Consider the following 21,194-nt stretch of genomic DNA (forward strand, 5'->3'; position numbering starts at 1 on the left):
CGTTTATGAATACTGAAGGATGATTCTTGCGCGCCACCGTGGCGGCACCATCGCTGTATGAAATGCAAACAGCCAGCCGGAACGCCAGGGCGGCCGGACAGGTCAAGTCGATGGTGATAGGCATGCTGCCGCGCTCCGGGATATCCCTGGAGCAATATCTGGTGGCAAAGGTGCGGGCAATGGAAACAGGGGAATGGCAATAAAATCGCCGTCATGTCCAGTGCAAATATCAAGAGCGGCGATTTTATCACCGTTATTTGGCGCCGCCGGGCCGTGGCGGTAGTGGATAATACTTACTGCAGGGTATTAAATTGAGGTGACTATCGGGTCACGAAAGCGGCCACCAGACGGCAAAAAGGGCATCCTCGATGCCCTTTATTTATGTACGCGGTACAATGCCGGCTGCCCTTTAGCCATAGTCCTTCAGCCATGTTCAACCCCTCTTCCAACGATGTGCGCCGTTTCTTTTGCGACACCTTGCGCAAGCACCGCGCCCATGACATCCTCACGCCGATGGAAGCCATCGCGCTCGACTGGATCCTCGAACATCCCGAGTATGAAAACGAGCTGAGCGACGTCGAAGCGGCGCTGGCGCGCGACTATTCCGTCGAAGGGGGGCAAGCCAATCCGTTCTTGCACCTGTCCATGCATCTGTCGATCACGGAGCAGGTGCAGGTGGACCAGCCGCGCGGCATCCGCCCGGCCGTCCAGCAGCTGACCCAGCGCCTCGATTCGGCCCATGCCGCCCAGCACGAAGTGATGGAATGCCTGGGCCAGATGATCTGGGCTTCGCAACGCTCGGGTTTGCCGCCCGATACGGATGCGTACATCGACTGCGTCCGCAGGCGTTAACCGGGCCGCACCGCCTGCGGCTGCAGTACAGGTGCTTTCGGCGCCTTGCCCATCAACCCCAGCACCACCTGCAGCGCCATGGCCACCGCGCCGACGATGAAGACCACGTCGCCGAAGGTGCGTATCCAGCGCAGGTTCTGCAACAGCGGCTGCTGCATGAATGCCTCGCTGCGCGCATACCACAGGCCTTCCGTCACGCTGGCGTGGAACTGGATGATGCCAATCGGCAGCAAGCTGGTAAAGATCATCAGCACCAGTCCCGCATTCAAGCCCCAGAACGCCGTCTTCATCAAGGCAGGGCTGAAGCGGTAGTCGGGCCGCAGATAGCGCAGCACCAGCAAGGTAAAGCCCAGCGCCAGGAAACCGTACACGCCAAACAGCGCCGCATGCGCATGCACGGGGGTCGTGTTCAAGCCCTGGATATAGTACAAGGCCACGGGCGGGTTGATCATGAAGCCCAGCACGCCGGCGCCCAGCATGTTCCAGAAGGCGACGGCGACAAAACACATCATGGGCCAGCGCAACTGCTCCATCCACGGCGCGCGCTCCTTCAAGCGCCAGTTTTCCCACGCTTCATGCCCCAGCACGATCAACGGCACCACTTCCAGCGCGCTGAAGCTCGCGCCGATGGCCATCACGGGCGTGGTGGTGCCGGCGAAGTACAGGTGGTGGAAGGTGCCGGGTATCCCGCCCAGCATGAACAGCGAGGCCGACGCCAGGCTGGCCGTCGTGGCCATGCGCACCGACACCAGGCCCAGGGTCGAAAAGATGAAGGCCAGCGCCGTCGTGGCGAACACTTCGAAGAAGCCTTCCACCCACAGGTGCACCACCCACCAGCGCCAGTACTCCATCACGGACAGGTGCGTGCGCTCGCCGTAGAACAGGCCGGCGCCGTAAAACAGGCCGATGGCGCCGACGGATGCGGTCAAGAGCGCCAGCAGGTTCTTGTCGCCGCCCGGCTTGCGCAGGGCCGGCACGACGCCGCGCAGCATCAGCACGAGCCACAGCAGGATGCCGATATATTTACCGATCTGCCACAAGCGTCCCAGGTCCACATATTCATAACCCTGGTGCCCCAGCCAGAAATTCCACTCGGGCGGCATCACTTGCGCGATGGCCAGGTAGTTGCCGATGAACGAACCGACGACGACCGCGACGAGGGCCCAGAACAGCACGTCGACGCCGAGGCGCTGCCACTTGGGATCCTTGCCGCCATTGATCAGGGGCGCGAGGAACAGGCCGGCGGCCAGGAAGCCCGTGGCGATCCAGAACAGCGCGGCCTGGATATGCCAGGTGCGCGTGAGCGCATACGGGAACCAGCGCGACACGTCGACGCCGTAGAACTGCTGCCCTTCCACCGTGTAGTGCGCCGTAAAGCCGCCGATGAAGACCTGGAAGGTAAACAGCGCCACCACCAGAAACAGATATTTTCCCAGTCCCCGCTGCGAAGGCGTCAGCGCGAACGTGGTGAGCGGGTCGCGCGGGCCGGCGGCCGGCAGCGCTTCGTCGTGGTCGCGCAAGAAAGCCCAGCCCCAGACGAGGAAGCCCACGCCGGCCAGCAGCACCACCACGCTGGCAACGGACCAGACGAGGTTTTCGCCGCTGGGCTGGTTGCCGATCAGCGGTTCATGCGGCCAGTTGTTCGTGTAGGTTACTTTCTGGCCAGGACGCTCGGTGGCGGCGGCCCACGCCGTCCAGAAGAAGAACTGCGTCATCTGCGCGCGCCGCTCGGCGCTGGGCAGGGTGTTTTCCTTCATGGCGAAATGCTCTCGGCTGGCGTGCAGCGCCGGCGCGTCGGAGAACAGCTGGTCGTAGTAGTGCGCCGTGTTGGCAATCGCTTGCACGCGGCGCGGCGACAGGCGCAGCACTTGCGCATCATCGGTGCGGTTGCCCCGGTATTCCAGCTTGAGCGCTTCGCGCAGCGCCGCCTGCGCGGGGCCGTCGAGCGCCGCGTACGCCTTGCCATGCTGCTCTTGCGCGGCCAGTTCCAGCCAGGCCGTCAGTTCGCGGTGCAGCCAGTCGGCCGTCCAGTCGGGCGCCTGGTAGGCGCCGTGGCCCCAGATGGAACCGAGCTGCATGCCGCCGACCGATTGCCAGGCCGTCTGGCCATCGAGGATGCCCTCGCGGTCGAACAGCTGCCGGCCATCCTGCGCCAGCACTTGCGCGGGAATCGGCGGCGCCTGCCGGTAGACTTCCGTGCCGTAGTAGCCGAGCAGCGAAAACGTCACGATCAGCACACCGATCAGGGTGAACCAGAGTTTTTTATACGGACCCATGGGTCTTTCCTTTGTCAGTGCACCACGGCCGGCGCAAAGCGCTCGAACAGGATATTGTTTTCAGTATGGATATGCGCCATCAGGTCCTCGCGGAAGGTGCGCAAGCCCGTGTACAGCGCGCGCCAGGTGGTGCAGGCGCCGCCAGGTGCGGTGATGTCGTTCGTCATCGCCTCCATCGCGCGCAAGGCCACGCCGTGGTCGTCGTGCTCCATGCGCATCACGTTGATCGGTGCGCCGGCCCGGGGGCCCTGGCCGCGCACGATCATGGGGAACAGCACGTCTTCTTCCTTGCGCATATGGCTTTCCAGCTCCTGCGCCATGGCCGACAGGTGTTCGGCCAGCCCGTGCGGACAGTCGGCTCGGTCGCCATGCACCTGCTCGACCTTGCGCGCCAGGCGTATCAGCTCGGGCAGCTGCTCGCGGTGCACGGCGTGGTAGCGCGCCAGGATGTGCTCCACCAGTTCGGTGGCCGAGGCCTCCTGCCAGTCACGCTCGCCGCTGGCGTCAGTCCGTCCTGCCAGCAGTTTCAGTTCCTTGACGATGGGCGCCGTGTCCACGCCGGCCGCTTCGGCCGCCGCGCGCAATGTCTTGTTGCCGCCGCAGCAGAAATCCAGGCGGTGCGCATCGAACAGGCGCGTGGCGCCGGGGATGCGGCGGGCCAGCTGGCCCAGGGATTGTTCGATCAGTTCCATAGATACTCCTTGATGATGAATGTGGTGGTGTTATTGAACGGCGCCCGCGTGGTAGACGCCGGGCACGGCTTCGCCAGTCACTTCCAGCACGCCCACGGCGCCCTTGCCTGCGCGCGACAGCGCATGGTCGACCAGCAGATAGCTGCCAGGGTGCTGTACCTTGAGTTCGACGATGGTCGCGCCGCCCGGCGCCACGAGCGTCGTTTGCACGTCGTGTTTCGGGCTGCTGATCGAGCCTTCGCTGTACACCTTGTCGAAGATCTCGCCGATGATGTGGAACGATGAAATCTTGTTCGGGCCGCCGACGCCGAAATAGATGCGCACCGTCTCGCCGACTTTCGCCTGCAGTTTGTGCGTCTTGCTCAGGGCGCCCACTTCGCCATTGAAGACGTAGTAGTCGGGCAGCTCATTCGCCATTTTTTCCAGGTTCGGCTCCTGGTGCACGGGGGCGCCGTGCGGACGGCCCGTGTACATCTCGCCCTGCATCACGTAGTACTCGCGGTCGACTTTCGACAGGCCGCCTTCCGGTTCGACCAGGATCATGCCGTACATGCCGGCCGCGATATGCTGCGGCACCAGCGGCGTGGCGCAGTGGTACACGAACAGGCCGGGATTGAGCGCCTTGAAGGTGACGGTTTTTTCCTGCCCCGGCGCCACCTGCGTATGCTGTCCGCCGCCATGGCCGCCCGTCACGGCGTGCAGGTCGATCGAGTGGATCATCTTGCTGTCCTTGGCGTTGAACAGGGTCAGTTCCACCGTGTCGCCCACCTTCGCGCGCAGCATGGGGCCGGGCACCTGGCGATTGAAAGTCCAGTAGGTAAAACTGGTGCCGTCATCGAGCTTGCCCGGCAGTTCCACCGTCTCCATCCGGTATTTCAGGGTTTGCGGCGCGCGCGCGCCGATGGCGGACGGTACGGAGGCCGGATTGGCCGCCACGTTGACGGCCGAAGGATCGGGACCGCGCATCGGCGACGGTGCGGGCGTGTACAGGGCCAGCGCTGCGGCCTGGCTCGACTCGCTGGCGGCCTTCGGTGCCGCCGTCTCGGCCAGCGACGTGCCGCTCACTTCGAGCTTGCCTTCCATGCCGATCTGGCGGTGACCGGGGATCGAACAGTAATAGGTGAACGTGCCGGCGCGCGTGACCTTGAAGCGCACGGTGGTGCTGCCGCTATTGGCGCTGAACTTGGCGGATGCGACGTTCAGTTCCGGGATCAGCAGATCGTGCTCGGCGCCTTCGCCGCTTTTCAGCACGAGTTCCACCGTGTCGCCCACCTTGGCCGCCAGCACGGGGTTGACCTGGCCCTTGGCATCGATGAACACCATCTTGCCGTCGACGATATTGGTTTGCAGTTCATAGCGCTTGACCGCAGCGGTAGCGGGTTTGGCGGCGGTGGCGGCGGCGCTGGCCGGCAGGCTCGCCTGGGCTTGCACGGACAGGGGCATGGCCAGTACGCAGACGGCGGCGGCGATGGCGCGGAGGGAGGGAGTCGTTTTCATCAAGCTTTCCTTGGTCTTGTATGCCGGTTCGGCACCCTTACCTAGGCAATCCGTGTGCCAGGAAAAACTTGTTTTAAATCAACGATTTGAAAAATGCAGGGTCGGTATGACCCTCTTTGGACGTGGTCCGTTGTACCCTGTATGGTACTTATGACCACCACCGCCATCCACCTGCTGTTACTGACCGACCTGGTCGCCGACCTGCCCGTGGCCGTGCGCCTGCAACGACTCGTCGGCAGCCTGCGCGCGCACTTCGGCTGCGAGGCCGTGGCCTTGCTGAAAATCGACGGCGAACACCTGCGCCCCGTGGCGATGGCCGGCCTGGCCAGCGATGCGCTGGGACGCCGCTTCGCCGTCGCCGACCATCCGCGCCTGGCCGCCATCCTGCAGCGGCGCGGCGTGCTGTGCTTCCATCACGACAGCTCCCTGCCCGATCCCTACGATGGCCTGATCGCCGAGCGGGCCGGCGAACCGCTGCCCGTGCACGACTGCATGGGCATGGCGCTGGACCTGGAAGGCGAACGCTGGGGCGTGATCACGCTCGACGCGCTGCAGGTGGGCACCTTCGATACGCAGGCGCAGCGCGACCTGGGCGAGCTGGCCTGCGCCATCGAGGCGGCCGTGCGCGTGACCCGCCTGGAGACGGAAATCCGCGCCCTGCGCCTGTCGGGCGGCGCCATGCTGGCCGATGCGCAGGCGCCGCGCGAGGAACACGATTTCGTGGGACAAAGCAGCGCCATCATGCACTTGCTGCACGAATTGCAGGTGGTGGCCGATTCCGAACTGCCCGTGCTGCTGCTGGGAGAAACGGGCGTGGGCAAGGAGCTGTGCGCGCACCGCCTGCACCGGCTGTCGCGCCGCGCCGGCAAGCCTTTAATCCACGTCAATTGCGCGGCCTTGCCCGAGTCCCTGGCCGAAAGCGAATTGTTCGGCCATGTGCGCGGTGCGTTTTCCGGCGCCGTCAGCGACCGGCCCGGGCGTTTCGAGGCGGCCGAAGGGGGCACCCTGTTTCTCGATGAAGTGGGGGAATTGCCATTGTCGATACAGGCCAAGCTGCTGCGCACCTTGCAAAATGGCGAAATCCAGCGCCTGGGCGCGGATCGGCCGCGCCGCGTCAACGTGCGCGTGATCGCCGCCACCAACCGCAGCCTGCGCGAACATGTGCGCGACGGCTCGTTCCGCGCCGACCTGTATCACCGTTTATCCGTGTATCCCGTGCCGATTCCGCCGCTGCGCGAGCGGGGCAATGACGTGCTGCTGCTGGCCGGTGGTTTCCTTGAGCTCAATCGCGCGCGCCTGGGCTTGCGCAGCCTGCGCCTGTCCGCCGCGGCGGAAAACGCCTTGTGCCATTACCGCTGGCCGGGCAACGTGCGCGAATTGGAACATGTGATCAGCCGGGCCGCGCTGAAAGCCGTGATCCGCGGCGCGGACCGCAAGGATATCGTGACCCTGGAAACGGATATGCTCGACCTCGATGCGCTGGAAGCGCCGGCCGGCACGGACGCGCTGCCGCTGGCGCCAGCGTGCGGCACGCCGGCGGCATCGCCGCTATCGATGCATCAGATCGTGGAAGCGAGCCAGCGCCAGGCCATCCGGCAAGCGCTGGTCCTGCATCAGGATAACTGGGCCGCCGCCGCGCGGCAATTGGGACTCGACGCCAGCAATTTACATAAGCTGGCGCGCCGCGTCGGACTGAAGAACACCTAACCAAACCTACTGCGCGTCGGTATAGGCAACCTGCGATGCTCACTGTGCTTCAGCACAGTTCCGCGTCTCGGCCGCCTCTCCCTTCCGCTCGCTACGGTTTTGTCAGGTGTCAGAACAACCAATCAATCCGGCGCTACAACTCAGCGGTGGGTCACCAGGCTGCTCGGCAGGCTGTGGAAGTAGGCGGCCAGGTCCTTGATGTCCTGGTTGCTCAGCGGTTTTACCTGGCCCGTCATGATGGCGTTGTTGCGGCCGTTGGGCTTGTCGCCCCGTTTATACGCGGTCAGGGCGTGTTCCAGGTAATCCTTGTGCTGGCCCGCCAGTTTCGGGTACGACGGGTCGATGGGCGAACCGTAATCCTTGCCGTGGCAGGTGGCGCAGCTGTATTTTTCGGCCAGGGCTTTACCTGTGTTGATATTGCCGGCGGCGCTGGCGGAAAACGAGACGGTGGCGCAAACGAGGGCGGCGAGTAATTTTTTCATCGGGCTGGTCCTCAGTTCGTCTTGGCTTGTTGCGCATAATACGCGGCGACATCGGCGATATCCTGGTCCGACAGGCTGCTGGCGATGCCCTTCATGCTGGGGTGTTTGCGGTCGCCCTTCTTGTAGGCTTGCAGCGCATTCTCGATATATTTTGCCGGCTGGCCGCCGATCATCGGCACCTGGAATACTTCAGGGAAGGTTGCCTTGTAACCGGGGATGCCGTGGCAGCCGATACACATTTCCACCTTGGCAGGGGCTGCCTTGGCGTTTCCTACAATGTCAGCCGCTGTGACGGCATTTGCTATGCCGGCAAGCACGAGAAGTGCAAATATTTTTTTCATAGTGGCAATGTGAACAAAGGTAATCGGAGAAACGCCAGAGCTGGTTTTTATTGATTTTATGAGTTGACAATTAAGATTGACAATTAATCTGCTGCTTGCCGATTCTAGCCAAGATATTCTTGCAAGTCCACCTATAAAACCCGCATTGTAGGCAGGCAGGCACAGGCCGCCCGCGTGGCAGTGCGCCACAGTTCTGTTTATACTCACCATTTCCCTACTTTGGCAGACCGCTCATGCAAGCACAGCACACCCAGCAAGGCCAACGCTTCGAAGGTTCCGACAGCTATGTCGCCACCGCCGACCTGAAACTGGCCGTGAATGCGGCGCTGACCCTGCAACGCCCGCTGCTGATCAAGGGCGAGCCGGGCACGGGCAAGACCATGCTGGCCGAGGAAGTGGCCGCCGCGCTGAACATGCCGCTGATGCAATGGCATATCAAATCGACCACCAAGGCGCAGCAGGGCCTGTACGAATACGATGCCGTGTCGCGCCTGCGCGATTCGCAGCTGGGCGACGAGCGCGTGCGCGACATCCAGAACTACATCGTCAAGGGCGTGCTGTGGCAGGCCTTCACGGCGCCTGAACCGGTGGTGCTACTGATCGATGAAATCGACAAGGCCGACATCGAATTCCCGAACGACCTGCTGCGCGAACTGGACCGCATGGAATTCTATGTCTACGAGACGCGCGAAATGGTCACGGCGCGCCATCGTCCGCTCGTCATCATCACCTCGAACAACGAGAAGGAATTGCCGGACGCCTTTTTGCGCCGCTGCTTCTTCCATTACATCAAATTCCCGGACAAGGACACGATGGAGCAGATCGTCGCCGTCCACTACCCGCACCTGAAACAGGAATTGCTGGCGCAGGCGCTGCAAACCTTCTATGAAGTGCGCGACGTGCCGGGCCTGAAGAAGAAACCGTCGACGTCGGAATTCCTCGACTGGCTCAAGCTCCTGCTGGCCGAAGACATCCCGGTCGAAGCGCTGCGCAGCAAGGACAACAAGGCCGTCGTGCCGCCGCTGCACGGCGCGCTGCTGAAAAATGAGCAAGACGTGCACCTGTTCGAGCGCCTGATGTTCATGTCGCGCACCAACCGCTAAGGAGCGCCGGTGAACGACATCAGCCCGGACAAAGTCTTCGTCCCCCTGGAACTGCACGGCATCCGTCTCGAAGCGCTGGCGCCGCACCATGCGGCCGGCTTGCGCGCGGCGGCCATGGATGGCGAGCTATGGAACTTGCGCGTCACCTCCGTGCCCGAGCCGGACCAGGTCGACCAGTACATTTTCAAGGGCATCGAGATGCGCCCTTCGCGCTTCGCCTTTGCCGTCATCGATGTGGCCAGCGGTGAGGTGCTGGGCACCACCAGCTACCACGACGTGGTGCCGGAGATCAAACGCCTGGAAATCGGCTACACCTGGTATGCGAAGCGCTGCCAGCGCAGCCACGTCAACACCACCTGCAAATTGCTGCTGCTGACGCACGCCTTCGACACGCTGGGCTGTGCGCTGGTGGGCCTGCGCACCGATAATTTCAACCACGCCTCGCAGGCGGCCATCGAACGCCTGGGCGCGAAAAAGGATGGCGTGCTGCGCCACCATGCGCTGCGCCGCGACGGCACCGTGCGCGACACGGTCATGTACAGCATCACGCGCGGCGAGTGGCCGGAAATTGCAGCCCATTTGCGCTACAAGCTGGCGCAGCGCCCCATCGCCGCACTGCCCCGCACGGGGGAGTCCGCGCCATGCTGATCGACTTCTTCTTCACGCTCAAGGATGCGAAGATTCCCGTCTCGATCAAGGAATTTCTGACCCTGCTTGAAGCGCTGCAAAAGAACGTCATCGGCGCCTCGATGGACGATTTTTACTATCTGGCGCGCCTGACCCTGGTCAAGGATGAAGCCCATTTCGACAAGTTCGACCGCGCGTTTGCGCAGTACTTCAAGGGCGTCAACGCCGCCTTCGACACGAACGCGGCGATTCCCCTCGACTGGCTGCTGAAACGCATGCAGCGCGAGCTGTCCGAGGAGCAGAAGGCGCAGCTGGAAAAATTCGGCTACGACAAGCTGATGGACCGCCTCAATGAACTGCTGAAGGAACAGAAGGAGCGCCACGAAGGCGGCAGCAAGTGGATCGGCACGGGTGGCACTTCACCGTTCGGCAATGGCGGCACGAATCCGGAAGGCATCCGCATCGGCGGCAAGGGCGGCAACCGCACGGCCGTCAAGGTATGGGAAGCGCGCAGCTACAAGGATTACGACGGCGAGCGCGAACTGGGCACGCGCAACATCAAGGTGGCCTTGCGCCGCCTGCGCAAGTTCGCGCGCGAAGGCGCGGAAGACGAACTGGCGCTGGACGCCACCATCGCCGCCACGGCGAACAATGCGGGCTACCTCGACATCAGGATGCGGCCCGAACGCAAGAACCGCATCAAGGTGCTGATGCTGCTCGACGTGGGCGGCAGCATGGACGACCATATCGAGCGCACCGAAGAACTGTTTTCGGCGGCGAAGACGGAATTCAAGAACATGGAGTTCTTTTACTTCCATAACTGCGTCTACGATTATTTGTGGAAGAACAACCGGCGCCGCAACGCCGAACGCTTCCCCACCTGGGACGTGCTGCGCAAATACCCGCCCGACACCAAGCTGATTTTCGTCGGCGACGCCACCATGAGCCCCTATGAAATCCTGCAGCCGGGCGGCAGCGTCGAATACAACAACGAGGAAGCGGGATCGACGTGGCTGGCGCGCTTTACCCAGGCGTTCCCGAAATTCATCTGGCTCAATCCCGAATCGGAAGGATTGTGGCAATACCGCCAGTCGATCGGCGTGATGCGGCAGTTGATGAACAACCGTATGTTCCCCCTGTCGATCGACGGGCTGGAACGGGGCATGCGTCTGCTCAGTAAATAAAAAAGCGCAACAAAAAGTCCATGGCGGCAGGGGGCCGCCATGCCGTACACTGCGACACGGCACTACAGTGCGGAACATCTCCGCTGCGGGCGGGTACCATACGCTGATACCAGCCCTGCCCTACCCTGCTGCATCCTGTGCGCGGCCGCCATGGCCGCGACACTGTTCGATTGCGCACATCGTGCGCGCCTTCTGCTCCGGTAGAATCGGCGCATCGCTCTGCGCAAACCATGCACCACCGCTGCACCACGACATTGCCGCGCCAGCCCCCGTGCTGCCGGCCGGTGCCAGCGCCATTTTCAAAGGAATGAGCATGCAAAGTCTGATCTCGATCGCCGCCGACCTGTCCTGGCCGTTCGCCATCACCCTGGCCTGGGTGGTGGGCGAATTCGGCCACCGCTGGACTGGCCTGCCGCGCATCAGTTTTTACGGCGTGATCGGTTTCGTTCTCGCCCAGACGCAGGTGGGCATCCTGCCGCAGACGGACGCCGGCCCCATGCTGGTGCTGGCCGACGTCGCCTTCGGCCTGATCCTGTTCGAAGTCGGCTACCGCATCAACCTGCGCTGGCTGAAGAACAACCCGTGGATCGCCGTCACGGGCCTGGTTGAATCCTTGCTGACCTTTGCCGTCGTCTACTTCATCGGCATCGAATTCGGCAGCACCTCGATGACGGCGCTGCTGCTGGCATCGCTCGCCATGTCCACCTCGCCGGCCACCATCATGCGCGTCATCAACGAGGAACGCAGCTCGGGCCAGGTCACGGAACGCATCGTCCACCTCACCGCATTGAATTGCGTGCTGGCCGTCTTCACGTTCAACATCATCGTCGGCTTCTGGATGTTCCAGAGTTCCACCGACCTGATTGAGGCAAGCAGCAGCAGCGCCGCCGTGCTGGCCGCCTCGGTGGCCGCCGGCACCGTCTTCGGCATCGTCGTGCCGGCCATGCTGCGCCGCCTGGGCAACATGGCGCAGGACGCCACCGTGGCCTTCGCGCTGTCGGTGATGCTGCTCGTCGCCCTGACCTACACCACCAGCCTGTCGCCGCTCCTGGCCACGCTCACCTTCGGCCTGGTGGCGCGCCACCGTCGTGTCGCCTTCAGCCAGGCGCAGCGCAATTTCGGCGCGCTGGGCGAGCTGCTGACGGTGCTGCTGTTCGTATATGCCGCATCGACCCTGGAATGGGCCAGCGTGGCAGCCGGCGCGGGCCTGGCCCTGGCCGTCGTCGGCGGACGCTTGCTGACGAAGGTCGTTGGCGTGGCCGCGTTTTCGCACGTGAGCGGCATTTCCTGGCGCAAGGGCGTGCTGACGGGCGTGGCGCTGACGCCCGTCTCCGTCTTCATCATCCTGCTGCTCGAGCACGCGCGCCAGCATGGCGTGAACTTCGGCGACGAATTGAACGCCCTGGCCGCCATCACCCTGGGCCTGGAACTGGTCGGCCCCGTGCTGGTGCAGCGCGTGCTGATGCTGGCCAAAGAAACCCACGAAATCAAGGAGCGCTAAATGCCGCTGGAACCCTTTGGCCAATCGGCCGCGCTGACCTTCGGCGTCGAACTCGAACTGCAACTGGTGAACCTGTCGGACTATGATTTGACGGCCGCCAGCCCCGACCTGCTGCATCTGCTGAACAAGAAACCGTTCCCCGGCAACGTCACGCCGGAAATCACCGAGAGCATGATCGAGATTAACTCGAGCGTGCACACGCATCACGGCCCGCTGCTGGCGCAGTTGCAGGAAATCCGCGACACCCTGATCACGGCCGGCGACAAGCTCAATATCGGCATCGCGGGCGGCGGCACGCACCCGTTCCAGCAATGGTCGTCGCAAAAGATCTTTTCCAAGCCCCGCTTCCAGGAGATTTCGGAACTGTACGGCTACCTGGCCAAGCAGTTCACCATCTTCGGCCAGCACGTGCACATCGGCTGCGCCTCGGGCGACGACGCCATGTTCCTGCTGCATTCGCTGAACCGCTACATCCCCCACTTCATCGCCCTGTCGGCGTCCTCGCCCTACGTGCAGGGACGCGACACCCTGTTCGACTCGGCGCGCCTGAACTCCGTGTTCGCGTTTCCCATGAGCGGGCGCGCGCCGTTTACCTTGAGCTGGGACCAGTTCTCCAACGAGTATTTCGCCAAGATGGAGAACACGGGCATCATCAAGAGCATGAAGGATTTTTACTGGGATATCCGTCCCAAGCCGGAATTCGGCACCATCGAACTGCGCGTGTGCGACACGCCGCTGACGGTGGAACGGGCCGCCGCGCTGGCCGCCTACCTGCAGGCGCTGTGCCGCTACCTGCTCGAACGCAAGGAGGTGCCGCCGGTGGAAGACGATTACCTCGTATATAACTACAACCGCTTCCAGGCTTGCCGCTTCGGCCTCGACGGCGCCATCACGCATCCGAAAACCTACGAAACGATGTCGCTGCGCGAAGACATCATGACCACCCTGCGCAAGATGGAACCGCACGCCGAGGCGCTGGGCAGCACGCCAGCGCTGAAACACCTGTCGGACGTGGCCAAGCAATGGAGCGACGCGCAATACCTGCGCAAGCAGCGCAATGTGCAGGGCAGCGCCGAGGGCATGGTTGATTCGGCGATCAGATGTTTTCGCGGCGAGCCGATGAACTACTGACGTTGCTCTGCCTGGTAACGTAGGTCGGATTAGCGGCGGCACGCCGCGTAATCCGACAACATCGTTAGCGCCGGTGGTGGCGTCGGATTACGCGCTTGCGCGCTAATCCGACCTACCCGCCACTCAACCCAAAAAACCACACCGCGCCTGCCCGTCATTTACAGCCCCCACCCCCGCTTGTTACAATAAGTGAGAATGATTCTTATTATTGTTTAAAAACACCAGCCCACCCGGGCCGGCCATGCAAGGGGAACGCGATGCCGCTGGCAGAGCCGCTACAACGCCAGGACATCGCGACACTGTATGCCGACCACCACGGCTGGCTGCAGGGGTGGTTGCGCAAGAAGCTGGGCAGCACGGCGTGCGCGGCCGATGTGGCGCAGGACACCTTCGTGCGCCTGCTTGACCGCGAAGACGCCGTCGCCGCGCGCGAGCCGCGCGCCTTGCTCGCCACCGTCGCGCAGCGCGTGCTGTTCAACCACTACCGCCGCCAGAAGCTGGAACAGGCTTACCTCGACGTGCTGGCGCAACTGCCGCCCCTGCACACACCGTCGCCCGAAGACCGGGCGCTGCTGCTGGCCACCGTGTTTGAACTCGACCGCATGCTCGACGGCTTGCCGCCTGCCGTGAAACGGGCTTTTTTGCTACGCCAGCTCGACGAACTGCCGCAGGAAGACATCGCGCGCCAGCTCGGCATCTCGCTGGCGACAGTCAAACGCCATCTGCAGCGGGCCGGCAGCGCCACGCAGGCGTGGCAGCAGCTGCAAATGCAGCACGAGCATCTGCCGTCCGCGGCGCACGCGACCCTGCTGCGCGCCTGCGTGCAAGCGAATGCGCCGCGCCGCCACGCCGTCAAGACGCTGGCCCTGCTGCTGGCCTGCGGCGCCTCGCTGTATGCGTTTGAGCGCCGCAGCCCATGGCGCGGCTGGATGGCCGACTATCATACGGCCGTCAACCAGCGCCGCGTCGTGACCCTGACCGACGGCACGCAACTCACGCTCAACACGAATAGCGCGGTGAATATCGACTACAGCGCGGAACAACGCCAGATTCATTTGCTGGCCGGTGAAATCTTCATCGCCACCGGCAAGGATGCGGCACAGCGGCCCTTCTTCGTCAGCACGCCGCATGGCAGTCTGCAGGCGCTGGGTACGCGCTTCACCGTGCGCCTGCACGAAGGCTATGCCAGCGCCGGCGTGCTCGAAGGGGCCATCGCCGTGCTGGCCGATGATGGCGCCCAGCGCCTGGTGCTGCGTCCCGGCGAAGGCGCGCATTTCGACGACACGAGTGCGCACCGCCAGGCGCTGGCGCCATATGGCGGCGCGTGGCTCAATGGCATGCTGGTGGCGCGCGACATGCGCCTGGCCGATTTCCTCGCCGAGCTGTCTCGCTACAGCGACCATCCGCTGGCCTGCGCGCCCGCCGTCGCCGGCCTGCGCGTCTCCGGCTCCTACCCGCTGGCCGATGTGGGCGCCATCCTCGACGCCGTCAGCGCCAGCCTGCAACTGCGGCGCAATACCGTCACGCGCTTCTGGGGCCATCAGGTGGTGCGCATCGAACTGGCGGCCCGCTGAAAAATATTTTCTGCAAAGTGAGCTGTTTCGGCGTGCTCGCGTGACTTGGAAGATAGGCAGTCTCCATCTTGCGCATCCACGAAAGGTTTTATTCCATGCACCACGCTTCGCGTTCCCTCCTTACCCGCACCGTCCTGGCATGCGCCCTGTCGCAGATCGGCATGGCCCTGGCCCTGCCGGCATTCGCTCAGGCGCAAAGCCAGCAAGTACGCGTCTACAGCATTCCGGCCGGCGCGCTGGGCGACGTGCTGACGCGCTTCGGCAGCGACAGCGCCATCCTGCTGTCGTTTTCCAGCGATGCCACGCAAGGCTTGCGCAGCGCCGGCCTGCAAGGCAACTATGGCGTGCAGGACGGCTTCCGCGTGCTGCTGGCCGGCAGCGGCCTGCAGGCCGTGCCGCAGGCGAATGGCGGCTACCTGCTGCAAAAGGTTCCCGCCAGCGCTGGCGCCCCTACGGCGGACAGCCGCGGTGTGGCCGTCATGGGCGGCGTCACCGTGGTGGCGGCGGCCGAGCGCAGCGCCTCCACCAGCGGCACGGGCAGCTACACGGGCGGCCCCGCCAGCGGCGCCACGGGCCTGTCCCTGACGCAGCGCGAAACGCCGCAGTCGCTGACCATCGTCACGCGCCAGCAGATGGATGACCAGAACAGCAACGCCGTCTCCGACGTCATGAAAAACGTCAATGGCGTGAGCGTGCAAAACTACGACAGCGACCGCTGGAGCTTCCAGGCGCGCGGCTTTGCCGTCACCAATTTCCAGTACGACGGCGTGTCGGCCATCTATGATGGCGTCTACGACTGGGGCACGACGAACAGTGACATGGCCATCTACGACCGCATCGAAGTGCTGAAAGGCGCGACGGGCCTGATGAGCGGCTCGGGCGACCCGTCGGCCACCGTCAACATGGTGCGCAAGCGCCCCACCGCCGAATTCGAGGGTTCGGCCACCCTGGGCGCGGGATCGTGGGACAACTTCCGGGGCGAAGCCGATGTCTCCGGCCCCCTGAACGACAGCCGCACGGTGCGCGGCCGCCTGGTGGGCGCCTATCAGGACAAACACTCCTACCTGGACCGCTACAAGCAGCAAAAATCCGTCGCCTACGGCCTCATCGAGGCGGACCTGACACCCGTCACTCTGCTGACGGCCGGCTTCACGCACCAGGATTACAAGCCGCGCGGCTCGACCTGGACGGGTTTCCCCGTGCTGCTGTCCGACGGCACCCGCACGGATTTCCCCACTTCGTGGAATCCGGCCACGGACTGGAGCCGCCGCGACATGCAGAACACCACCCTGTTCACGTCGCTGGAACATACGTTCGCCAACGAGTGGAAGCTGACATTGAGCGCCAACCAGCTGCGCAGCAAGCATGACAGCGTGCTCGGTTCGGCCAGCGGCGGCAATCCCAACCCTGTCACCGGCGCAGGCGCGTTTTACTACATGGGAAAATACAAGGGCGACCGCCGCCAGAGCACCGTCAACGTGGACGCCAGCGGGCCATTCACGGCCTTCGGCCGCCGGCATGAAGCGATGTTCGGCTATTCCAGTTCGACGGCAAAGCAGGATGGCCCCGTCTACGAATCGCTCTACCCGCCCGTGGAAGGCAGTTACTTTGACTGGCGCGGTCAGTACGCGGAACCGGCGTTCAAGCGCCTCGGGAACGACAACGACAGCACGCGCCAGAGCGGCCTGTATGGCGCCGTGCGCCTGCGTCCCGTTGACGCGCTGTCGGTCATCGTCGGTGCGCGCGTGAGCAACTACAAGCAGGAGCAGGACCGCACTTTCTTCGATCCCAAGACCGCGCGCATCACCTCGCGCATCGAAGAAAACAACGTCATCACGCCGTATGCGGGCGTCGTGTATGACCTCGACAAGACGTACTCCGTGTTCGGCAGCTACACCAGCATCTTCGCGCCGCAGAGTAACCGCGACGTGAACCGTAACTTCCTGTCACCCGTGCGCGGCAAGGGTGTTGAAGCGGGCGTGAAGGCAGAATATTTGGATGGCAAGGTCAATGCCAGCGCGTCCCTGTTCCAGATCCGCCAGAGCAACGTGGCCAGCTCCGTGGGCCAAGTCAACGGTGAGGAGGTATTCAAGGCCATCGAGGGCATCACCAGCCGCGGCGTGGAAATGGAAGTGACGGGCGACGTGATGCAGGATGTGAAGCTGAGCGCCGGCTACACCTACACCCACGTGCGCGACGCGGATGGCAAGGACGTCTTTTCCACCATGCTGCAAACCACGCAGCCTGCCCACCTGCTGCGCGTACAGGGCACGTGGCGCCTGCCGGCCAGCCTGGACAAGCTGAGCATCGGCGGCGGCATCAACTGGCAAAGCAGCTACTACGGCAATATCTGGAATCCCGCCATCGAGGACGATTCACGCATCAAGCAGGGCAGCTATACGCTGGTCAACCTGATGGCGCGCTACGAAATCAGCAAGAACGTCACGGCCAGCGTCAACGTGAACAACCTGCTCGACAAGAAGTACTTCACGGGCCTGGGCCTGTTCCAGACGGGCTTTTACGGCGAACCGCGCAATGTGATGTTCACCGTGCGTACGAAGTTTTAACGCGCAGTTCTCACTAAGCGCCATACAGCGCCAGCGCCCAGGCTGGCGGGCGCAAGTCCAGGGCCAGCGACAGGTAAGCAGGGTCGAAGCGCGCCGCCAGCAAATACACATTGGCGGCGCCCTTCGGTTCCCAATTCCCCGTAAAGCCCTTTTCGCCGGCCGCCACGCGCTTGCGGTCGAAGGGCACGGCGCTTTTGGCGAATTCCTCGTGCGTCTTTTTGCCCTGCGCATATGGCGCCAGCCAGGCCAGCGCCTCGGCCAGGCGCTTCGCTTCCGGCGCGCCATACCAGTCGTCACCATGCGCCTGCGCCATCAGGGCCGTCGTCAGCAGCGGCTCCAGGCTGTAGGTGGTGTAATGCAGGGCGTCGCGCTGTTCGAAGTCGAAGGGCACGCCGCCGGCGCCGATATTGCGCGGCACGTGCGCCAGGAAGCGCTCTTTCGCGCGCGCGATCAGCAAGGCGTCGCCCGTCACATACGCGGCGGCCGTGCCGATCTTGATGCGGTGGCTATGCCAGTTGTTGCGCGCCGTGGACGGGCCGCCCACCTTGATAGGATCACTCAGATACCCGTGCGCCAGGGTGCGGCAAAACGCCTGTATCTGTTCGCGCTCGACGCCGTTCAAGCGCTCCTGTACCAAGTCAAAACCCATCAGCAGGCTGGCCAGCTCCGTCTCGTCGACGGGACTGAACGAGGGTGCATAGCTGCCGCTCCAGGCCAGCAGCAGCTGGCGCGCCGCCTCGAAATGCGCCAGCTCGCCCGACAGCCGCCAGGCCAGGGCCTGCAAGCGCGCCTGACGCCAGTCTTCCTGCGCCTGCTGGCTGGTCTCGCGCCCGCCCTCTCCCTTCAGCAAGCCGCCCGTGCGCACTTCGGCCATCAGGTGCACGGGCCGCGCCGTATCCTTGCGCGCCGCCTTGAGCACTTGTTCCGCAATGGCCGGCGCCACCCGCGCCTTGAGCGTGCGGGCGCGTGCGGCGGACGTCAGCGCAAACGCCAGCGGCCCCTCATGCGGGCGCGGCGCCGCGCGCAAGCCCGCCAGGGGCAGCGCCAGCAGGCCGGCCAGCAGCGTGCGCCGGCGGATCAGATGCGTACTCAAAACCGCGTCTCCCGCGCCGCGCGCAAAAAGTTATCGAGGATGGGCGTGCAATCGAGCAGTTCGACGCCGCCCGCCGAATGGAATTCCGGATGCCACTGCAAGCCCATGACGAAACGCGCCCGCTGATAGCGGATGGCTTCGACGATATTGTCCCCTTGCGAATACGCTTCCACGGTGACGTCGCGTCCCAGATCCTTGACCGACTGGTGGTGGATGGAATTGACGAGCGCTTCACCCGTCTTCGGGAACATGCCCGCCAAGGACGAGCCTTTCGGGAAGACGATGGTGTGGCGGTGGCGGTCATACAGGTCGTTGACGTGCGAGGTGGCCCCTTCCACGTCCGAGGCGATGTCCTGGTACAGGGTGCCGCCAAAGCCCACGTTGATCAGTTGGCAGCCGCGGCATATGCCCAGCACGGGTTTGCCCGCATCGACGAATTCGTGCAGCAGTTCCAGCTCGTACAGGTCGCGCGCGCGGTCGCCGTTCCATTCGGGCCGCGTGGCCGCCTCGGAATATGTCTGCGGCGAGACGTCGGCGCCGCCCTGCAGCACCAGGCCGTCCAGGTGGCGCGCATAGTGGCGCAGGGTGATGTTGCTCGGGTGTAGCTGGCCGCTGGTATTGACCGTCGGGATCATGAACACCAGCACGTCGCGCGACATGACCCATTGGGCGATCGACTCTTCCAGGTATTGCAGGTTCTTGCTGCGCAGGCCAGTGGCGCCCGGCTCGGGGTGGAAAATGCGCGCCGAGATGCCGATGCGCAGGGTGCGCCGCATGAAATCGCGGCTGGCCTTGTCGCGCATGGAGCGGTAGCGCGACGAGATCACCCGCCAGGCCAGCGCCAGCGGCGTGTCGTTATCCTTCAGGTAGCGGGGAGCGGTGTCGCGCGCACGGTGCTCGTCATCGGGCGCCCGGCGGCCCACCCGGTCGGGCCGCGCCGGTGCTGGCTCTGGTGGCGCTGGGTCGGTGGACGGGGGCTGCTGGGGATCTTTTTCGTCTGACATGGCGGGGCTGACTGAAAGCGGAGAACGGTTTCAATATAAACCCCTGCTTCCGAAAGTACGATTCAATTTTGTAACAAAAGCATACCTGCGGGGCATCCACGCAACACGCCGGTGGCAAACGCATACGCCCCGTTTACGCTGGGGGCCCCGCTTTTTAGAGAATCTTTACGCCCCCGCTGCTAATCTTGAACGTACCTCAACCACCGCTGCAAAGCCACCATGGAACCCCATTCACGCCTGTCCGCACATCACGCACTGCCCCACCGCCATCCCCGCCTGCCCACCTTCCTCATGCATATCACGGTCGATAAAGCCTGTCTGGCCGAGCTGCGCCAGCTGGTCGTCAGGACGTGCGGCGGCATGCTGTCGTTCATGCGCGTCGAGGCGGTCGACCATGCCGAACGCATGAAAGTCTGGCTGTGCGTGACGGAACCTGCCCTGCGCTTGACCATGGACGCCGTCATGCGCCTGCTGCCAGCGGCGGAATTTGGCCGCATCAGCCAGGGGAAATCGCTATGAACCAGTATGCCTGCGACCACGCGATGTCGTCGATGCGCATCACCGCGCACTTCCAGGGCATCTGGGTGCCGATGGTCACGCCCTTCCATGATGGCGATGGCGACATCGACTTCGGCGCGGCCCAGCAGCTCGCGTGCGAGCTGGCCGCCAGCGGCATCGATGGCCTGGTGGTGTGCGGCACCACGGGCGAAGCGGCCATGCTGAGCGCCGCCGAACAGACCATGCTGTTAGATAGCGTGCTCGAAGCCGTCGGCCCCCGCTTTCCCGTCGTGATGGGGATAGGCGGCAGCGATACGCGCAGTGTCGTCTCCGCCGTGCAGCGCTACAACGACCATCCGCTGGCGGGCCTGCTGATCTCCGCTCCCGCGTATGTGCGCCCGTCGCAGGACGGCATCGCGCGCCACTTCCAGGCCATCGCCGCCGCCACCGACCAGTCCATCGTGCTGTACAACGTGCCGGCCCGCACGGGCGTCAATATCGAACCGCAGACGGCCGCGCTGCTGGCGCGCGACTCGCACTTCGTCGCCATCAAGGAAGCGGGCGGCAAGCTGCAGCAGCTGGGCGAACTGCTGCTCGACACGCGCCTGGACGTCTTGTGCGGCGACGATGCCCTGCTGCTGGCCAGCCTGTCCATGGGCGGCCACGGCGCCATGTCGGCTGCCGCCCAGGTGCGTCCCGACCTGTATGCGCAGCTATATCATCTGGTCAAACAGGGCCGCCACGGCGCCGCCGGCGCCCTGTTCAAGACCATGCTGCCCGTCATCCGCCTGCTGTTTGCCGAACCGAATCCAGCTCCCGTCAAGGCGGCGCTGGCCATGCAGGGCAAGCTGCGCAACGCCTTGCGCCTGCCGATGACACCGATGTCGGCCGCCGGCCAGGCCGCCCTGGCCGCGGCGCTCGAACCCCTGCTGGCACTGCCCGCATGGGCAGCCAGCGACAGGGATGCGCCGCGCGAAGGCTGTCTGCTGCAGCTGGTCTCCCCTGCCAACATCATGCCAGCCGTACGCCAAGATGATCATCGCCATCACGGATGAACGCGGGGGA

The 21,194-nt window shown here is 64.1% G+C and carries 19 protein-coding genes and 1 pseudogene; 13 read left to right on the plus strand and 7 right to left on the minus strand.

What is annotated here, in order from left to right; all coding sequences use genetic code 11:
• Positions 1-26: 26 nt before the first annotated feature.
• Together KO539_RS07040 and KO539_RS07045 are read left to right on the plus strand one after the other, a co-directional pair.
• Positions 27-203: a hypothetical protein gene (locus KO539_RS07040; protein WP_158301081.1), complete on the plus strand. Its 177-nt coding sequence runs from the start codon at positions 27-29 to the stop codon at positions 201-203.
• A gap of 226 nt (positions 204-429) precedes the next feature.
• Positions 430-852, plus strand: coding sequence for a DUF1841 family protein (locus KO539_RS07045; RefSeq protein ID WP_219308063.1), 423 nt, complete (start codon positions 430-432; stop codon positions 850-852).
• On the opposite strand, the gene KO539_RS07050 is transcribed toward KO539_RS07045, so the two are convergent.
• The 3 genes from KO539_RS07050 to nirK are packed head-to-tail and all read right to left on the minus strand — an operon-like array spanning position 849 to position 5,317.
• The gene (locus tag KO539_RS07050; RefSeq protein ID WP_219308065.1) at positions 849-3,128 is read right to left on the minus strand and encodes a nitric-oxide reductase large subunit; all 2,280 of its coding nucleotides are present in this window, start codon (positions 3,126-3,128) and stop codon (positions 849-851) included. The genes KO539_RS07045 and KO539_RS07050 overlap by 4 nt on opposite strands.
• Positions 3,129-3,142: 14 nt before the next feature.
• Positions 3,143-3,820, minus strand: a complete 678-nt coding sequence (gene ytfE, locus KO539_RS07055) for an iron-sulfur cluster repair protein YtfE (protein WP_219308067.1) — start codon at positions 3,818-3,820, stop codon at positions 3,143-3,145.
• A gap of 30 nt (positions 3,821-3,850) precedes the next feature.
• On the minus strand, positions 3,851-5,317 hold the full coding sequence (gene nirK, locus KO539_RS07060) for a copper-containing nitrite reductase (protein ID WP_219308069.1): 1,467 nt from the start codon (positions 5,315-5,317) through the stop codon (positions 3,851-3,853).
• A 150-nt stretch (positions 5,318-5,467) separates the two neighbouring features.
• Here nirK and norR point away from each other — a divergent pair, with 150 nt between their 5' ends.
• The gene (gene norR, locus KO539_RS07065; RefSeq protein WP_219308071.1) at positions 5,468-7,024 is read left to right on the plus strand and encodes a nitric oxide reductase transcriptional regulator NorR; all 1,557 of its coding nucleotides are present in this window, start codon (positions 5,468-5,470) and stop codon (positions 7,022-7,024) included.
• 140 nt (positions 7,025-7,164) lie between these two features.
• Here the strand turns inward: norR and KO539_RS07070 are convergent, their stop codons facing one another.
• Together KO539_RS07070 and KO539_RS07075 are read right to left on the minus strand one after the other, a co-directional pair.
• On the minus strand, positions 7,165-7,506 hold the full coding sequence (locus KO539_RS07070; protein WP_219308073.1) for a cytochrome c: 342 nt from the start codon (positions 7,504-7,506) through the stop codon (positions 7,165-7,167).
• A gap of 11 nt (positions 7,507-7,517) precedes the next feature.
• The gene (locus tag KO539_RS07075; protein ID WP_034746524.1) at positions 7,518-7,847 is read right to left on the minus strand and encodes a cytochrome c; all 330 of its coding nucleotides are present in this window, start codon (positions 7,845-7,847) and stop codon (positions 7,518-7,520) included.
• Between the two features lie 233 nt (positions 7,848-8,080).
• Here KO539_RS07075 and KO539_RS07080 point away from each other — a divergent pair, with 233 nt between their 5' ends.
• The 8 genes and pseudogenes from KO539_RS07080 to KO539_RS07110 all read left to right on the plus strand — a co-directional run bounded on the left by KO539_RS07080 (position 8,081) and on the right by KO539_RS07110 (position 17,534).
• Positions 8,081-8,950 carry a MoxR family ATPase gene (locus KO539_RS07080; RefSeq protein WP_099376505.1) on the plus strand — a complete coding sequence of 290 codons (870 nt, stop codon included), beginning with the start codon at positions 8,081-8,083 and terminating at the stop codon, positions 8,948-8,950.
• A 9-nt stretch (positions 8,951-8,959) separates the two neighbouring features.
• Positions 8,960-9,598: a GNAT family N-acetyltransferase gene (locus tag KO539_RS07085; protein WP_219308075.1), complete on the plus strand. Its 639-nt coding sequence runs from the start codon at positions 8,960-8,962 to the stop codon at positions 9,596-9,598.
• A complete protein-coding gene (locus KO539_RS07090) occupies positions 9,592-10,761 on the plus strand; it encodes a VWA domain-containing protein (RefSeq protein WP_035822189.1) in 1,170 nt (389 codons plus the stop codon). Before KO539_RS07085 ends, KO539_RS07090 begins: the two co-directional genes overlap by 7 nt.
• Positions 10,762-11,074: 313 nt before the next feature.
• A complete protein-coding gene (locus KO539_RS07095; RefSeq protein ID WP_034780723.1) occupies positions 11,075-12,262 on the plus strand; it encodes a cation:proton antiporter in 1,188 nt (395 codons plus the stop codon).
• Positions 12,263-13,393, plus strand: coding sequence for a YbdK family carboxylate-amine ligase (locus KO539_RS07100; RefSeq protein WP_219308077.1), 1,131 nt, complete (start codon positions 12,263-12,265; stop codon positions 13,391-13,393). It abuts the gene before it with no gap.
• Positions 13,394-13,650: 257 nt separating this feature from the next.
• Positions 13,651-14,133: pseudogene (locus tag KO539_RS30110) on the plus strand (sigma-70 family RNA polymerase sigma factor); the annotation flags it as partial.
• A gap of 189 nt (positions 14,134-14,322) precedes the next feature.
• A complete protein-coding gene (locus tag KO539_RS30115; protein WP_257626197.1) occupies positions 14,323-14,967 on the plus strand; it encodes a FecR domain-containing protein in 645 nt (214 codons plus the stop codon).
• 95 nt (positions 14,968-15,062) lie between these two features.
• Positions 15,063-17,534, plus strand: a complete 2,472-nt coding sequence (locus KO539_RS07110) for a TonB-dependent receptor (protein WP_219308080.1) — start codon at positions 15,063-15,065, stop codon at positions 17,532-17,534.
• Between the two features lie 13 nt (positions 17,535-17,547).
• Here KO539_RS07110 and KO539_RS07115 read toward each other — a convergent pair whose 3' ends face one another.
• Both KO539_RS07115 and KO539_RS07120 read right to left on the minus strand, forming a co-directional pair.
• Positions 17,548-18,627 (minus strand): alginate lyase family protein, encoded by a 1,080-nt coding sequence (locus KO539_RS07115; protein WP_219308082.1) that lies wholly within the window; start codon positions 18,625-18,627, stop codon positions 17,548-17,550.
• Positions 18,624-19,631, minus strand: a complete 1,008-nt coding sequence (locus KO539_RS07120; RefSeq protein ID WP_219308084.1) for a gamma-glutamyl-gamma-aminobutyrate hydrolase family protein — start codon at positions 19,629-19,631, stop codon at positions 18,624-18,626. Before KO539_RS07120 ends, KO539_RS07115 begins: the two co-directional genes overlap by 4 nt.
• Before the next feature lie 219 nt (positions 19,632-19,850).
• Here KO539_RS07120 and KO539_RS07125 point away from each other — a divergent pair, with 219 nt between their 5' ends.
• Both KO539_RS07125 and dapA read left to right on the plus strand, forming a co-directional pair.
• Positions 19,851-20,150, plus strand: coding sequence for a hypothetical protein (locus KO539_RS07125; protein ID WP_225242621.1), 300 nt, complete (start codon positions 19,851-19,853; stop codon positions 20,148-20,150).
• Positions 20,147-21,184, plus strand: coding sequence for a 4-hydroxy-tetrahydrodipicolinate synthase (gene dapA, locus KO539_RS07130; RefSeq protein ID WP_219308086.1), 1,038 nt, complete (start codon positions 20,147-20,149; stop codon positions 21,182-21,184). Before KO539_RS07125 ends, dapA begins: the two co-directional genes overlap by 4 nt.
• The last annotated feature ends 10 nt before the right edge of the window (positions 21,185-21,194 follow it).

The sequence above is a fragment of the Janthinobacterium sp. NKUCC06_STL genome (genome assembly GCF_019345455.1).
Classification (GTDB): domain Bacteria; phylum Pseudomonadota; class Gammaproteobacteria; order Burkholderiales; family Burkholderiaceae_D; genus Janthinobacterium; species Janthinobacterium rivuli.